The sequence below is a fragment of the Dermatophilus congolensis genome (genome assembly GCF_900187045.1).
GTDB classification, from domain to species: Bacteria; Actinomycetota; Actinomycetes; order Actinomycetales; family Dermatophilaceae; genus Dermatophilus; species Dermatophilus congolensis.
In genome coordinates, this window is the sequence record NZ_LT906453.1 from 1,128,306 (window position 1) to 1,144,380 (window position 16,075).

11 protein-coding genes are annotated in these 16,075 nt (G+C 60.8%); 8 read left to right on the plus strand and 3 right to left on the minus strand.

Annotation, left to right across the window (positions count from 1 at the left end):
* Nucleotides 1-55: 55 nt before the first annotated feature.
* Nucleotides 56-2,659: an aminopeptidase N gene (pepN, locus tag CKV89_RS04815; protein WP_034400923.1), complete on the plus strand. Its 2,604-nt coding sequence runs from the start codon at nt 56-58 to the stop codon at nt 2,657-2,659.
* A gap of 28 nt (nt 2,660-2,687) precedes the next feature.
* On the opposite strand, the gene CKV89_RS04820 is transcribed toward pepN, so the two are convergent.
* On the minus strand, nt 2,688-3,671 hold the full coding sequence (locus CKV89_RS04820) for a sugar-binding transcriptional regulator (RefSeq protein WP_028327065.1): 984 nt from the start codon (nt 3,669-3,671) through the stop codon (nt 2,688-2,690).
* A gap of 101 nt (nt 3,672-3,772) precedes the next feature.
* Between CKV89_RS04820 and CKV89_RS04825 the strand changes: the two genes are divergently transcribed.
* The 3 genes from CKV89_RS04825 to glpK all read left to right on the plus strand — a co-directional run bounded on the left by CKV89_RS04825 (nt 3,773) and on the right by glpK (nt 7,964).
* Nucleotides 3,773-5,518, plus strand: coding sequence for a glycerol-3-phosphate dehydrogenase/oxidase (locus tag CKV89_RS04825; RefSeq protein ID WP_028327064.1), 1,746 nt, complete (start codon nt 3,773-3,775; stop codon nt 5,516-5,518).
* A 72-nt stretch (nt 5,519-5,590) separates the two neighbouring features.
* Nucleotides 5,591-6,352 (plus strand): MIP/aquaporin family protein, encoded by a 762-nt coding sequence (locus tag CKV89_RS04830; protein WP_028327063.1) that lies wholly within the window; start codon nt 5,591-5,593, stop codon nt 6,350-6,352.
* A gap of 55 nt (nt 6,353-6,407) precedes the next feature.
* Nucleotides 6,408-7,964 (plus strand): glycerol kinase GlpK, encoded by a 1,557-nt coding sequence (glpK, locus tag CKV89_RS04835; RefSeq protein WP_028327062.1) that lies wholly within the window; start codon nt 6,408-6,410, stop codon nt 7,962-7,964.
* A gap of 87 nt (nt 7,965-8,051) precedes the next feature.
* Here the strand turns inward: glpK and CKV89_RS11770 are convergent, their stop codons facing one another.
* A complete protein-coding gene (locus CKV89_RS11770) occupies nt 8,052-8,195 on the minus strand; it encodes a MetS family NSS transporter small subunit (RefSeq protein WP_154657625.1) in 144 nt (47 codons plus the stop codon).
* 1 nt (nt 8,196) lies between these two features.
* Nucleotides 8,197-9,786: a sodium-dependent transporter gene (locus tag CKV89_RS04840; RefSeq protein ID WP_034400921.1), complete on the minus strand. Its 1,590-nt coding sequence runs from the start codon at nt 9,784-9,786 to the stop codon at nt 8,197-8,199.
* A 106-nt stretch (nt 9,787-9,892) separates the two neighbouring features.
* Between CKV89_RS04840 and CKV89_RS04845 the strand changes: the two genes are divergently transcribed.
* The 4 genes from CKV89_RS04845 (at nt 9,893) to CKV89_RS04860 (ending at nt 16,075) form a co-directional block, all read left to right on the plus strand.
* Complete coding sequence (locus tag CKV89_RS04845; protein ID WP_028327061.1) at nt 9,893-10,921, plus strand: uroporphyrinogen decarboxylase/cobalamine-independent methonine synthase family protein; 1,029 nt, start codon at nt 9,893-9,895, stop codon at nt 10,919-10,921.
* Nucleotides 10,922-11,023: 102 nt separating this feature from the next.
* Nucleotides 11,024-12,676: a methyl-accepting chemotaxis protein gene (locus CKV89_RS04850; protein ID WP_051277477.1), complete on the plus strand. Its 1,653-nt coding sequence runs from the start codon at nt 11,024-11,026 to the stop codon at nt 12,674-12,676.
* Nucleotides 12,677-12,734: 58 nt separating this feature from the next.
* Nucleotides 12,735-15,053 (plus strand): NAD-dependent DNA ligase LigA, encoded by a 2,319-nt coding sequence (ligA, locus tag CKV89_RS04855; protein ID WP_028327060.1) that lies wholly within the window; start codon nt 12,735-12,737, stop codon nt 15,051-15,053.
* Nucleotides 15,050-16,075 (plus strand): YeiH family protein, encoded by a 1,026-nt coding sequence (locus CKV89_RS04860; RefSeq protein WP_231935453.1) that lies wholly within the window; start codon nt 15,050-15,052, stop codon nt 16,073-16,075. The genes ligA and CKV89_RS04860 overlap by 4 nt, the downstream gene beginning before the upstream one ends.

Genomic DNA, 16,075 nt, shown 5'->3' on the forward strand with positions numbered 1-16,075 from the left:
CAAGTCGATACGGTTAAGACCACAACCGCTCTAACGGCCGCTAGCGTTGGGGGGGGTGACCCGAGGAAATGTAGCCCTAACACGCAGCGAAGCCGCCCACCGCTCCACCCACCTGTACATCCATAACTACGAGGTCGACATCGACCTCGCCGCCGCAGCGGACACCACACTCCTCACATTCCCCGTAACCTCCCGCATCGAATTCGACTCCAACATCACCGACACCTTCGCCGACTTCATCGGCGAAGACATCACTCACCTCACCATCAACGGACAACCACGCACCATCGAATTCGACGGCGCCCGCATCCACCTACGTGACCTAAACCACGGCCGCAACATCGTCGAAATCAGCGGACACGGCATCTACTCCCGCAGCGGCGAAGGACTCCACCGATACGTCGACCCCAGCGACGCAAACACCTACCTCTACACCCAATTCGAACCCGCCGACTCCCGCCGCCTCTACCCCCAATTCGACCAGCCCGACCTCAAAGCCAGCTTCACCTTCACCGTCACCGCACCCGCCACCTGGCAAATCCTCTCCGGCAGCCCCGAAACCAACCGAACCACCATCCCCACCCACAACAACCTGCCCGAACTGGCCCGCGTCACCTTCGCCCCCACCCCCCGCCTATCCACCTACATCACCTGCATCTGCGCCGGACCCTACGTCGGATACCACGACACCTGGACCGGACTCGTCGGCCCCCACCACGACACCGAACTCACCATCCCCCTCCGCATGTTCTGCCGAGCATCCCTCGTCGATGCCTTCGACCCCGACGTCCTCTTCACCATCACCAAATCCGGCCTCGAGTTCTTCCACAACCACTTCGACACCCCCTACCCCTGGGGCAAATACGACTCCATCTTCGTCCCCGAGTACAACCTCGGCGCCATGGAAAACCCCGGCCTAGTCACCTTCACCGACGCCGGATACGTCTTCCAATCCGGTGCAACCACAAACCAATACGAAGCCCGCGCCAACACCGTCCTACACGAAATGGCCCACATGTGGTTCGGTGACCTCGTCACCCCCACCTGGTGGGACGACCTCTGGCTCAAAGAAAGCTTCGCCGAATACATGGGCGCACTGGCCTGCGCCGAAGCCACCGAACACCACAACGCCTGGACCGCATTCGCCGCGCGCCGCAAAGCCTGGGCCTACCAAGCAGATCAACTCCCCACCACCCACCCCATCGCCGCCGACATCCCCGACGTCGCCGCCGCCAAACAAAACTTCGACGGCATCACCTACGCCAAAGGCGCAGGCGTCCTCAAACAACTCGTCGCCTATGTAGGCCAAGAACACTTCTTCGCCGGCGCCTGCAGCTACTTCGCCGCCCACGCGTTCTCCACCGCAACCTTCTCCGATCTGCTCGAACACCTCGAACAAGCCTGCGGCAAAGACCTACGCACCTGGGCCAAACTCTGGCTCGAAACCGACGGACTCAACACCCTCATACCCCACGTCATCCGCAAAAACGACGCCATCTGCGAACTGATCATCGAACAAAGCGGACAGCCCCAACGCCCCCACCAACTCCTCGTCGGCCTCTACAGCTTCGACCACCACGGCACCCTGCGCCGCACCCACAGCATCGACGTCGAAGTCACCGGTCAACACACCCGCGTACCCGAAGCAGTCGGCCTCAACCCCGACCTAGTCCTCCTCAACGACGACGACCTCACCTACGCCAAAGTTCGACTCGACCCCGACTCAGCCCGCACCGTCGCCGCCCACTACAGCGACGTCGACACCTCACTAGCCCGCGCCGGACTCAGCGCCGCCATCTGGAACGCAGCCCGCGACGGCGAACTACCCGCACGCGACTTCATCGACATCGTCTGCCGCCACGCCCCCCGAGAAACCGACACCGTCCTGCTCGTGGACCTCCTCGACCACCTCCAACCAGCCATCGACCAATACCTACCCGCAACCGAACGCCCCACAGCCAACGCCCGCGTCCTCGACCTGGCCTGGAAGGCCATCCATGAAGTCACACCAGGATCCGACGCCCAACTGAGCTGGGCCCGCACCTTCGCTCGCACCGCTGCCTCCCACGACGGACGAGCCAAAGAGATTCACGACCTCCTCAACCACACCCACACCATCGAAGGCCTCGAACTAACCCCCGAACTACGGTGGCAACTCCTCGAAGCCCTCGCCGCAACCGGCCACGCCGACACCGCACTCATCGACACCGAACTAGCCCACGACACCACCTCAGCAGCCCCCGTCCGACACCTACGCGCACTGGCCTCATTCCCAGACACCAACACCAAAGCACGCACCTGGGAACGCCTCATGAGCGCCGACCCCGGATCAAACGACGAAGTCTCCTCCCTCACCGGCGGATTCGCCCGCCCCGGACACGCCCACCTCCTCCTCGAATACACCCAGCGCTACTACGACAACCTCCCAACCATCTGGAACACCCACACCCAAGAAATCGCCCAACGCATCATCCGCGGCACCTTCCCAACCTGGGACCCCTACCAACCCGGAACCCCCATCGAAGAACACGAAGGAGTACGCCAAGCCGCCACCTGGCTCCACACGCACCCCGAGGCCCCCGCCGCCCTGCGGCGCCCTGTCATCGAAAGCCTCGACCATCTCCGCCGCAGCCTGCGTGCACAACGCCCAGCCAATTAACAACCACACGGCGGGAGCCGAGGGCACATCACCCTGCCCCCGGCTCCCGCCGCACCGGCAACGGCCGCGCATCCAACCGCCGCGTCAACGCCGCTGCCGTCACCGAATCCACCACCAAATCCGTCAACGCCCCTGACCGCAACGCGCCCACCACCGCAGGCACCTTCGCCGTACCCGTCACCGCGCCAATACGCCGCGGCAACCGCCCCAACACCGCAGGCGTCGGCCCCGTCGCCCGACGATTCAACTCGATATCGGCATATGTGCCGTCCTCCCGCAAAAACACCGTGCACACATCACCCACCACCCCCAACCGGCCCAACCGCTCCACATCCGCACGTGACAAGTAATCATGCGAATACACGTGCGAAGGTAACTCACTAGCAAATGCCCCAATTCCAAACAACGCCACGTCCAACCGCTGCTGTGCCGCCACCACCCGCTGCACCGACCGCTCACGCAACAACGCCCGCCGCGACTCGGCATAATCAAAAAACGCTGGCATCGGAAAATGGTGAACCCGGGCCCCATACGCCTGCGCCGCCCGCCCCAAAATCTCCCCCACAAAAGTGATCCCACTGGACTGCGCACTAGCCGCACCGTTCAACTGCACCACCGACACATTCCGCAACGGCCGCGGCGGCAACTGCTCCACCACCGCAGCCACCGTCGTCCCCCATGCCACCCCCAATGACGCACCATCATGCATGCACTCACTCACTAACGCCCCAGCCGTGCGCGCCACCGCATCCAACCGCGCTAACGGCGTACTGGTCGGACGCACATCCACCACATGCGCGCGCACCCGAGCCCGATCCAAATGCCGCTGTAAATCCCGCGGCGCACTCCCACCATCCACAATGCTGATCCGCACCACCCCCACCTCACGTGCCCGCGCCAACAACCGCGACACCGATGAACGCGACACCCCCAACCGCGCCGCAATCACCTCCATGGTTTCCCCAACCACGTAATACGAGCGCGCAACCTCCACCATCTGTCGTTCGTCCACAATCCACCACCATAGATGCACATTCGTGCACCCGCTGAACAAATGCTCACCCATCTGACAAAGTGGAAATAAACACCAATCGCCATGACGGGAGCACGCCCATGCAACGCACACAACTCACGCGTGAACAACGCGCACAAGCACTCAGGGAAATGGGCAGCGAGAAAGTCGACATCCTCGTTGTCGGCGGCGGCGTCACCGGAGCCGGAATTGCCCTCGACGCAGCTACCCGCGGACTACGCGTCGCCATCGTCGAAGCACAAGACTGGGCAGGCGGCACCTCCGCCTGGTCCAGCAAACTCGTCCACGGCGGCCTGCGCTACCTCTACCAATTCAACTTCGCCCTCGTCGCTGAAGCCCTCAAAGAACGCGGACTCCTACTCACCCGCACCGCACCCCACCTCGTCAAAGCCCAACCCTTCCTCTGGCCCCTGAAAACCCCCGTCGTCGAACGCTCATACAGCGCCCTCGGCGTCGGCATGTACGACATGCTCGCCCAATACGGCGGCGGCGGCCGCAGCGCCGTCCCAGCACAAAAGCACTACAGCAAAGAAGGCGCCCGCAAACTCTTCCCCGGAATCCGCGAAGACGCCCTTATCGGAGCCATCCGCTTCTACGACGCCCGTGTTGACGACGCCCGCCTCGTCATCGATCTCGTCCGCACCGCCCAAGGCTACGGCGCCCTCGCCGCAAGCCGCGCCCAAGTCACCGGCTACCTCAAAGACAACGTCGGCGGAAACCAACGTGTCACCGGCGCCACCGTCAAAGACCTCGAAAGCGGACTCGAATTCGACGTACGCGCCGACTACGTCATCAACGCCACCGGCGTTTGGACCGAACAAACCCAAGACCTCGCCACCCAAGACGGAGGACTGCAAGTCCTGGCCAGCAAAGGCATCCACATCGTCGTGCCCAAAGACCGCATCGACGGCTCCGCAGGCATCTTCCTACGCACCGAAAAATCCGTCCTATTCATCATTCCCTGGGACCGCTACTGGGTCATCGGCACCACCGACACCGAATGGACCGAAGACCTCACCCACCCCGTCTGCACCGCCGCAGACATCGACTACGTCCTCGAACACGCCAACTCCGTGCTCGCCACCCCGCTAACCCGCGAAGACATCATCGGCACCTACGCCGGTCTACGCCCCTTGCTGCAGCCTAAAGTCAAAGGCAACGGAGGATCAGCCAAAGTCTCCCGCGAACACACCGTCGCCGAAGTCATGCCTGGACTTTCCGCCATCGCCGGCGGAAAACTCACCACCTACCGCGTCATGGCCCAAGACGCCATCGACTTCGCACTCACCCGACTACACGGCAACCAAGGCCCCAAAGAGCGTCCCTGCGTCACCGAACAAATCCCCCTCGTGGGCGCATCCGGATACCCCGCCTGGCAAGCCCAGCGCGACCGCATCGCCACCGACGAAGGCTTCACCCCCGAACGAGTCCAACACCTCCTTGACCGCTACGGCGATGAACTACCCGACATCCTCGACATCATTGCCCAGAATCCCGACCTCGGACGCCCCTTGGAGCAAGCAGACGCCTACCTGGGAGCCGAAGTGTCTTTTGCCGTCACCCACGAAGGCGCACTGCACCTCGAAGACATCGTGCGCAAACGCATCCGCCTAGACTACGAACAGCGCGACCGCGGGCTGGCCGCACTGCCCGAAATCGCCGAAATCGCCGCGCCACTACTCGGATGGGACGAAGAGACTGTCGCGCGCGAAATTGACGCCTATCGTGAACGTGTCGAGGCCGAAGCCAAAGCAGAAAAAGAACAAACAGACGCCGAAGCGATCGCCGTGCGCCTAAGCGCCCCCGACATCACCCCTATGGTCTAAGGGACGCGGCAACCCCCACCCACAACTAAAAACACAATCCTTACCCAACGACGTGTTAGGACTACCCCCCAAATGAATGCCTTTGTTACTGCGCCGGTTATTACCGCGCCCGCGCTCGGGCAGATATTCCTCTCCGAGCTAGTTGGCACCGCTGTTCTCATTCTTCTCGGCGGCGGAGTAGTAGCCGGCGTAGTACTCCCTAAATCAAAGTCACACGCAGCGGGATGGGTAGCTATCACCTTCGGGTGGGGGTTTGCCGTTTTCTCGGCCGTATATGTCGCTTACCGTTCCGGGGCCCACCTCAACCCGGCTGTCACATTCGGCATCTTGTTCAGCGGAGTCGATGAGTACGCCAAAGGCGTGCCTATCAACATCACCACCACGATGATCTACATCATCGCTGACCTACTCGGCGCCTTCCTCGGCGCGGTTCTCGTATTCCTCAGCTACAAAAAACACTTCGATGAAGACGCCCCCGCTGAGGACAAACTGGGCGTATTCTCCACCGGCCCAGCCATCCGGTCCTACGGGTGGAACCTATTCACAGAAGCCATTGCAACCTTCGTCATGGTGCTAGTGATCCTGGAGTTTGGTCACTCCCCAGGCGAACTTGGTCCTCTCGCCGTGGCACTACTCGTCGTCGGTGTTGGCCTATCTCTGGGCGGACCAACTGGGTACGCAATTAACCCCGCGCGCGACCTAGGCCCCCGCATCGCCCATGCCATCCTGCCGATCCGCGGCAAAGGATCAAGCGACTGGGCCTATGCCTGGGTGCCCGTTGTAGGGCCGCTCCTTGGAGGAACAGCGGCAGGTCTATTTGTGATGGTCTTCTGACCAACTCAGCAACTTCTTATTGATCTTCGTCACAAGGACGTGAAAGGCGTATGTCATGACAACTCAAGAGGCCGCACTCCAAGAAACCCCGAAAAAATACGTGCTGGCCATCGACCAAGGCACCACCAGCTCGCGGGCGATCGTGTTCGACCACAGCGGAAAGATCATCTCGGTCGGGCAACTTGAGCACGAGCAGATTTTCCCCAAAGCCGGCTGGGTGGAACACGATCCGATGGAGATCTGGCGCAATGTGCGCGAAGCCGTAGGACAGGCACTATCGCGCGGTGAGCTCAACCGCCACGAAATCGCGGCAGTGGGTATCACCAACCAGCGCGAAACCGCAGTGGTATGGGACAAAAACACTGGCGAACCGGTATACAACGCCATCGTCTGGCAAGACACCCGCACTCAGAAAATCTGTGACCGTCTCGCCGGAGACGAAGGACCCGACAAGTACAAGTCGGTGTGTGGTCTGCCGCTGGCCACGTACTTCTCCGGACCGAAAGTGGCTTGGATCCTGGAAAACGTTGAAGGAGCACGTGAGCGCGCCGAAGCAGGAGATCTACTTTTCGGCACAACGGACAGCTGGGTCCTGTGGAACCTCACTGGTGGTGTGCACGGTGGAGTCCACCTGACCGACGTGACGAACGCTTCGCGCACGATGCTCATGGATTACCGAAGCCTGAAATGGGATGAGTCGATCTGCGCTGACATGGGCATCCCTATGTCGATGCTGCCCGAGATCCGCTCTTCCTCTGAGGTGTACGGCTACGGGCGGCCGCAAGGCCTCCTGGTCAACACCCCCATTGCTGGAATTCTGGGCGATCAGCAAGCAGCAACTTTCGGGCAGGCGTGCTTTGAACCGGGAATGGCGAAAAACACGTATGGCACTGGCTGCTTCATGCTCATCAACACGGGAACCAAGCCGGTAAACAGTGAAAACGGGTTGCTGACAACGCTGTGTTACAAGATCGGTGATGAACCGGCGGTGTATGCGCTGGAAGGTTCAGTTGCTGTGGCGGGGTCGCTGGTGCAGTGGCTTCGCGACAACATGGGGTTGATTTCTTCAGCTGAACAGGTGGAGGAGCTGGCTGCAACGGTTGAGGACAACGGTGGTGCGTACATCGTGCCAGCGTTCTCTGGGTTGTTTGCGCCGCATTGGCGGCCAGAGGCCCGTGGCGTGTTTGCTGGGTTGACTCGATACGTGAATAAAGGGCACATCGCGCGTGCGGCGTTGGAGGCTACCGCCTATCAGACGCGTGAAGTGATGGATGCGATGATCGCTGATGCTCAAGCTCACAATGTGGAGTTGAGTGAGCTCAAGGTCGATGGTGGTATGACGGCCAACTCGACTCTTATGCAGTTCCAGTCCGACATGTTGGGTGTGCCTGTGGTGTTGCCCTCGGTAGCGGAAACGACTGCGCTGGGTGCTGCTTACGCGGCGGGCATCGCAGTCGGGTTTTGGTCCGGTGGGAAGGAAGTGGCGGCTAACTGGTCGGAGGGCCAGCGTTGGGAGCCGCAGATGCCAGCTGAGGAGCGCGAGCGTTTGCTCCGAAACTGGAAAAAGGCAGTCAGCAGGACGTTGGATTGGGTGGACGATGACACTGAGTGAGGCTGCTTGTTCTGCCTCGTTCTGACTCAAGTGGCAGGGGGCTTTGTCACCGATGCCCGGTGACAAAGCCCCCTGCGGTGGTGTGGTTTAGGCGTCGATTTCGGGGTGGGCGCTGAGGTATTTAGCGGCGTCGGTTTCGATGCCGCAGGATCCGTAGATGATGGCGGTGGTCAGGCCGCCCCAGATGATGCTGCCGAAGAGAGTCATCATGACGATGGCGATAGGGGACATGTCAGTGGTTCTCCTTGGCTGTGCTGGTGTAGGCGGCGGTGAGTCCTTCTTCGTAGTCTTCGTGGGCGTGCTCGGCGTCCAAAGTGGCGGACTGTTTCCAGGGAAGAAGGGAGACAGTAATGCCCAGTACCGGTAGCAGGAGGGTCATTCCCCAGCCAAAGGTGTTGACGAACCATTGCGGGTAGTCGCCGTAGGGTTTGGCCAGTTGGGTCGCTACGTCGGTGATGAGTAGGTAGGCCAGGGTGAGGGGAACGACTACGCCGACTAGGAACCGCCACGTGCGGTTGACTTTGAAAGTTCCGTGGTAGTTGAGGTGGTCACGTAGTGCTGGCAGCTTTTTGAAGACGTAGGTGATAGCCAGCATCATCACCATGGCGCCCAGGAGAATACCGAAGCTGTTGACGAATGAGTCGAGGGTGTCCAGTACGGGCAGGCCGGTGTGGGTTCCCATGAGGGCGATACTCAGGGTGGCTACGGGCAGGCACAGCAGCATGGTTCCGGCGATGCGGCCTAGGCCGAGTTTTTCGCGTAGTGCCGAGACGCCTACTTCCAGGATGGAGACCATGGATGTGACTCCTGCGATCAGTAGCGACAGGAAGAACAGCACGCCGATCAGTGAGCCGAAGGGGGCTTGGCTGATGATGGTGGGGAAGGCGATGAAGGCTAGGCCGATTCCGCTGGAAACTACTTGGGGTACGGGTACGCCCGAAGCGTTGGCCATGAAGCCCAGGGCAGCGAAGACACCGATTCCGGCGAGGAGTTCGAAGCTGGAGTTGGCGAAGCCGACGATGAGTCCTGAGCCGGTCATGTCGGTGCGGCGGTCGACGTAGCTGGAGTAGGTGATCATGATGCCGAAGCCCACGGATAGGGAGAAGAAGATCTGGCTGACTGCTGACATCCAGACTTTGGGGTGGGTGAGGGCGCTCCAGTCGGGGGTGAAGATCGCGTCGAGTCCGGTCAGCGCGCCGGGCAGGGTGAGGGAGATTGCAACCATGAGGGCGAAGGCTGTTACGAGCAGGGGGATGAAGACGGCTGAGAGTAGTCCGATGCCTTTGTCGACGCCAGAGGCCATGATCGCGATGACGACGATCCAGACGATGACCAGGGGAATGGCTACGCCGGGGACGAAGTCGAAGCTGAGTGTGTGTGGTTTGGCTACTTGAACGAAGGTGTCCATAAAGAAGCGTTCAGGGTTGTTGCCCCAGCTGTGGTCGAGGGAGAACCCGACGTATCGGGCGGCCCAGGCGAGGATGACGGCGTAGTAGGAGGCGATGATGACGCAGACGAATACCATCCACCAGCCGATCCATTCGGCTTTGGGGTGGAGGCGTCGTAGGGCTAGGGGTGCGCCGCCGCGGTATTTGTGGCCGATGGCGTAGTCGAGTAGGAGGAGGGGGATACCGGCCAGGAGTAGAGCGGTGGCGTAGGGGAGCATGAATGCTCCGCCGCCGCCTTCGTAGGCGACGTAGGGGAATCGCCAGATGTTGCCTAGGCCTACGGCTGAGCCGATGGCAGCGAGGATGAAGATTTTGCGCGATGAGAAAGTGTCGCGTTGTGGTGGCGTGGTGCTTGCCGGTTGGGTGGTGTTCACCCGGTCACCTCCAGAGGGGTGGTTCTGAGCCGTGTGGGGCTCGTGTGCTGCGTTGTTGTTTTTGAAGTGGTGGGCCTGAGCATAGGTGTTCTTTTAATCTGTACCAGTGACTGGAGCTTCTGGTATCGGATCGTGGGCAGGTATTGACGTTTTTGCTGCTGTGGATGGGGTGGCTCAGACGGTTGGCGCGGTGGATTGGGCGGGTACGGGAGTGCGGGGTGTTCCGTATATGCCGGAGTTGCCGGCGCGGGGTCCGGGGGCAGACATGATTGGGCGTTCTGCGGCTGTGTTGGCTGAGTTGGCAGTGGATTTGCAGCCGTCGGGGTGGCGGTTGGTGGATCGTGCTGGGGTTGATATGGCGCGGGCGTCATCGTTTTTGCAGCAGGATAAGGACGCGGTTGCGGCGGCTTTTTATGGCTGGGATGGATTGTTCAAGGTTTCTTTTGTGGGGCCGTGGACGTTGGCGGCTAACCTTCGTCTTTTTCGGGGGGAGAGGGTGTTGGCCGATGAGGGGGCGGTGCGTGATGTTGCCCAAGCATTGGGTGAGGGTATTGCTGGGCATGTGAGTCATATCGGCAGTCTTTTCCCGCAGGCGAGTGTGATTCTGCAGTTGGATGAGCCGTCTTTGCCTGCGGTGTTGTCGGGGAGTTTGCGCACATCTTCGGGGTACCGGTGTCATGCCGCGGTGGGGCAAGACGAGGCGATGATGGTGATGCGTCAGATGTGTGATCAGGTGCGGCAGCGCAGCGCGGTGGAGTCGGTGGTGATGCATTGTTGTGCGCCGGGGGTCTCGGTGGGGTTGTTGCGCCGGGCGGGGGCTGATGCTGTGGCGGTGGATGTGTCGTTGTTGGGTGCGCGTCAGTGGGAGGAGTGTGCTGAGCATGTGGAGGCCGGTGGGGGCCTGTGGGCGGGTGTTCCGGTGCCGTTGAGTGGTGTGGTGCCTGGGGCACGGGAGTTGGCTGAGCAGGTGGAGCGTCCGTTGGGGATGCTCGGGCTGGGGGCTGAGGTGGCGGATTTGATTACGGTGACTCCGGCGTGCGGGTTGGCTGGTGCGGTGTCGGCCTCGTTTGCTGCCGGGGTGCAGTCACGGGTGGTGGATGCGGCGAAGATGTTCCGCCAGGACGTGATTGCGTGATCGAGTGATGCTCTGGCTGGGGTCACGAACTGGGAGGGGGTGCCGATAGGGGAAGAACCCTAACCTGGGCCCAGAGTCCTTTTTCGTGAAGGCCGTGTTCACATGAGTCAATCTCGTATTACCCGAATAGCTGCGATCGCTACGGCAATTCTCGCCGTTATTGCTGCGCTGTGCATGGTATTTACTGTGCGCGCTGCCAGTGCTTCGACGAAGGCAGCCTCGACGCATTTTGCGTCGATTGCTGCGGCGCAAGATATTTCTGCATCGTCGGCTTTTTTGACCAATATGGTTCGCGCTTATGTCTCTACTGGTGATAAGCAATGGCTTGACGCATATTGGAAAGAAATTGACGAAACTAAACGCCAGGCACGCGCCCTTGGGACTTTGCGGCAGCTGGAGACTCCGGATTCTGAGCTTGCGATGGTGAAGAAGGCCTCCGATGATTCGGGGGCTCTTGTTGCTGCAGAGACGCGCGCTATGCGGCTGGTTCTTGAGGCTGGAAATGTGCCTACCTCACAGATGCCTAAAGCGGTTGCCGCGTGGGATATGACGGCTCAGGATTCTGCTCTCTCGGCAGCGAAGAAACGTGAAACCGCTATTGATCTGGTGTATGGCAAGGATTACCAGAACGCGGCTGCTGGGATTATGGGCTCGATTGACAAGTTTGTTCAGACACTCACTAACCGAGTAACGCAGCTTGCCCAAGATGCACAGAAGTCACGTCAAACTGCCGAGATCTTCCTTGCGCTTTCGGCCGCTGTGCTAGCGGCTGCTCTTGTCGTGGTTCTTGTGACTTTCAGCCGTCAAATGGGTCGTGTGGTTCGTGAATATGCTCACAGCATTAACAACCGCGATCCGCGGGATTTGACGTTCCGGCTCACTCCGGCTGGGGTAACTGAGCTGCATGATCTGGCTACTGCGTTCAATAGCCAGAACGATCAGTTCAACGAGATCCTCACCACGGTTGCCGGGACTGCGCGCTCGTTGGCTAGTGAGTCGGGGCAGCTTCAACAAACGGCCGAGCGGCTCTCCCGTAACGCCGAGGACACCCGCACAGCGGCAGACACGGCCTCTACTGCTGCTACTTCGGTGACCGGTGATGCATCGACGGTGGCTGCGGGCACCGAGGAGATGACGGCTTCGATCCGTGAGATCTCGGGTTCGGCGGTGAAAGCTTCGGAGGTGGCGCGCGAGGCGGTGCGGGCTGCAGAAGAGACCACGGTCACGGTGGCTAAGTTGGGTGAAAGTTCGGCGCAGATCGGTGATGTGGTCAAGTCGATCACTTCAATTGCTGAGCAGACGAACCTGTTGGCTTTGAATGCCACGATTGAGGCCGCCCGTGCGGGAGAGGCCGGTAAGGGTTTTGCCGTGGTTGCTGGTGAGGTCAAAGATCTTGCGCAGCAGAGCGCTTCTGCTACGGAAGATATTTCGCAGCGGGTGTTGTCGATTCAGCATGACGCGGAGGAGACGGCTGCGGCGCTGATCACGATTAGTCAGATCATTGAACGCATCAATGAGAGCCAAACCACGATCGCTTCGGCGGTGGAGGAGCAGACAGCCACTACTAACGAGATGAGTCGTTCTGCTCATGACACGGCTGAGTCTGCGGTGGGTATCAGTAACAACATCAGCTCGGTGAGTTCCTCGGCGAGCCATGCAGCTGAGGAGGCACGTCACACGCAAGAATCTGCGGCGACGGTGGCTCGTTTGTCTGCGGAGTTGGATACGTTGGCGGGCAGTTTCCGGCTCTCTTAAAGCCAGAAACGGCTGAAGTTTGTGTAGTGAGGCCGGTGGTGTGCGGCACCATGGGGGAGTGAGTTCTTCCACGCACAGCACCGGTCTTTCTTCTGCCCTTGATGCGGGTGTCGTTTCTGCTGCTGATGAGCTGTCGTCGGCGCAACGGCACCAGTGGGAGGACCTGGCTGAGCAGGTGCGGGAACACCGGCGGCTGTATTACGAGCAGCAGCCGGTTCTTTCTGATGGTGAGTTCGATGCGCTGTATCAGCGCCTAGTGGCTTTGGAGGAGCAGTATCCACAGCTGCGGGTGCCGGATTCGCCGACGCAGCAGGTGGGGGGCGGTGTTTCTGCTGAGTTCACGGCGGTGGATCACCTTGAGCGCATGTACAGCCTTGACAATGTGTTTGATGAGGTTGAGCTGCGGGAGTGGTTTGATCGCGTGCTTGCTGAGACGGAAACAGCTGAGGGTGAGCTGCATTTCCTGACCGAGCTGAAGATTGATGGGTTGGCGATCAATCTGCTGTATGAGAACGGTCAGTTGACGCGGGCGTTGACGCGTGGTGATGGGGTTACTGGTGAGGATGTCACAGCCAATGTGCTCACTATCGCTGGTGTTCCGCACACGTTGACCCAGCCAGCGGATGCGCATGATGAGGATTCGGTGCGGGTACCGATTCCTCAGATGGTCGAGGTGCGGGGGGAGATTTTCTTCCCGACGGAGTTGTTTACTGAATTCAATGCTGCCCGCGTGGAGGCCGGGGAGAAGCCGTATGCGAATGCGCGTAATTCGGCTTCGGGGTCGTTGCGGCAGAAAGATCCAGCCAAGACGCGTAAGGCGCCGTTGCGGATGCTGGTGCATGGCATTGGTGCGCGTAGTGGGTTTGATGTGCAGCGCCAGAGCCAGGCGTACGACATTCTGCGTGGCTGGGGGCTGCCGACAGCGTCGAACAATGTGACGGTGACCCGGTTTGAGGACATCGTGGAGCGGGTTCGGTATTTCGGTGAGCACCGTCATGACGTTGAGCATGAGATTGACGGGATCGTCATCAAGGTGGATGAGACCTCTACGCAGCGACGGTTGGGGTACACCTCGCGGGCTCCGCGCTGGGCGACGGCGTATAAGTATCCGCCGGAGGAGGTGACGACCAAGCTGCGTGACATTCTTGTGAATGTGGGGCGTACGGGGCGGGTGACGCCGTTCGGGATGATGGAGCCGGTCACGGTGGCTGGTTCGACGGTGAGTATGGCGACGTTGCATAACGCTTTTGAGGTGCGGCGTAAGGGTGTGCTTATTGGTGACACGGTGGTGTTGCGTAAGGCCGGTGATGTGATTCCGGAGATTTTGGGTCCGGTGGCGGATCTGCGTGATGGCAGTGAGCGGGAGTTTGTGATGCCGACGCATTGCCCTAGTTGTGGCACTGAGTTGGCGTATGAGAAAGAGGGCGATAAGGACATTCGTTGTCCGAATGCACGCTCGTGCCCGAGCCAGTTGAAGGAGCGTTTGTTCGCGCTCGCGGGTAGGGGGGCGTTTGATATTGAGGCCTTGGGTGAGGCTGGTGCGGTGGCGTTGGTTGACCCGGAGGCGGGGCGGCCTGAGTGGGCTGATGAGCAGGGGGTGCCTCGTGATGTGCCGGTGTTGGCTAGTGAGGCGGGGTTGTTTGATTTGACGGTGGAGGATTTGCAGGGGGTGCAGGTGTGGCGTACGCCGCGGCGGCGTCGGGCTGGTGAGGTGGTGGAGTTGCCGCCGGAGAAGCAGTTGTATTTCTGGACGGCGGCGAAGTACACGGCTAAGGGGGAGATGAAGGAGCCTTCGAAGCCGCGAGTGACGACGGATAAGTTGTTTGACCAGTTGGAGGAGCGTAAGTCTCAGCCGTTGTGGCGGGTTTTGGTGGCTTTGTCGATTCGTCATGTGGGGCCGACGGCGGCGCGTGCGTTAGCGGCTAAGTATGGGTCGATTGACGCTATTCGGGCTGCGCAGGTGGAGGATTTGGCGGCTACTGATGGGGTGGGGCCGGTGATTGCGGAGTCGGTGCGTGCGTGGTTTGAGGTTGATTGGCATGTGGAGATTGTTCAGGCGTGGGCGCGTGCTGGGGTGCGGATGGCCGATGAGGTGGATGAGTCGGTGTCGGCGACGTTGGCTGGGTTGACGGTGGTGGTGACGGGGTCATTGGAGGGGTTTACGCGTGATGGTGCTAAGGAGGCGATTTTGGCTCGTGGTGGTAAGGCGGCTGGGTCAGTGAGTAAGAAGACTGACTATGTGGTGGTGGGGGCTAATGCTGGGTCGAAGGCGACGAAGGCGGAGTCGTTGGGGTTGCGTATTTTGGATGAGGAGGGGTTTGTGGCTTTGCTTGCTGGGGGGCCGGCTGCTGTGGGTGATGAGGTGGGGCAGGAGTGAGTGCAGGTAGGGGCGTGGGGATGGGTGTTGTGTGGCCGGGGTTGGTGTTTTCTGTGCTGGTGGGGATGGCTGCGATGGGGGTTTCGTGGCTGGTGGGGTTGGTGGTTCCGGCGGTGAGTGCGTTGTTGGTGGCGATTGTGCTGGGGGTGGTGGTGGGGAATGTGATGCAGGTGCCGTGTAGGTGGGAGCCGGGGATGGCGGTGGCTTCTAAGCGGGTGTTGCGGGTGGGGATTGTGGCGTTGGGGTTGTCGTGTTCGTTGGTGGATGTGGTGGCGTTGGGGTGGGGCACGGTGGTGTTGGTGGTGGCGGTTGTGGTGGCTGGGTTTGTTGCTGCTGAGGTGGTGGGGCGGTTGTTGGGGGTTTCGCGTGGGTTGCGCACGTTGATTGGTGCGGGGTCTTCGATTTGTGGTGCGGCTGCGGTGGCGGGTGTGGAGGATTTGGTTGAGGACAAGGATGAGTCTGATGTGGTGACGGCGTTGGCGTTGGTGGTGTTGTTTGGCACGCTGATGATTCCGTTGATTCCGGTGTTGGCTGGGGTGGTGGGGTTTTCGGTGGTGCAGGCGGGTAGGTGGGTGGGGGCTTCGACGCATGAGGTGGCGCAGGTTGTTGCTGGTGCTGGGGTGGTGGGTCCTGCTGCGTTGACGGTGGCGGTGATGGTGAAGTTGGGGCGGGTGGTGATGTTGGCGCCTGTGGCGGCGGTGTTGTCGTTGGGTGTGCGTCGTCGTGTGCGTGCTGGGGGTGGGGCGGGGCGGGTGTCGTTGCCGCCGGTGGTTCCGTTGTTTGTGGTGGGTTTTTTGGTTGCGGTGGGTGTGCGCAGTGTGGGGGTGGTGCCGGTGGGGGTGTTGGAGGTTGCTCGGTGGGTTCAGGTGGTGTGTTTGTCGACGGCGATGTTTGCGTTGGGGTGTGGGGTGAAGGTTTCGCGGTTGCGGGCTGTTGGTGGGGCTCCGGTGGTGTTGGCTGCTGTGGTGACGGGGGTTGTGGTGGTTGTTGGTGGGGTTGGTGCGGGGTTGCTCGGCGCGTGA

What these genes read in the sequence shown, in the direction of transcription:
- CKV89_RS04825 (WP_028327064.1), top strand. Translation starts at nt 3,773, where the DNA reads ATGCAACGCACACAACTCACGCGTGAACAACGCGCACAAGCACTCAGG.
- glpK (WP_028327062.1), top strand. Translation starts at nt 6,408, where the DNA reads ATGACAACTCAAGAGGCCGCACTCCAAGAAACCCCGAAAAAATACGTG.
- CKV89_RS11770 (WP_154657625.1), bottom strand. Translation starts at nt 8,195, where the DNA reads ATGTCCCCTATCGCCATCGTCATGATGACTCTCTTCGGCAGCATCATC.
- CKV89_RS04830 (WP_028327063.1), top strand. Translation starts at nt 5,591, where the DNA reads ATGAATGCCTTTGTTACTGCGCCGGTTATTACCGCGCCCGCGCTCGGG.
- CKV89_RS04850 (WP_051277477.1), top strand. Translation starts at nt 11,024, where the DNA reads ATGAGTCAATCTCGTATTACCCGAATAGCTGCGATCGCTACGGCAATT.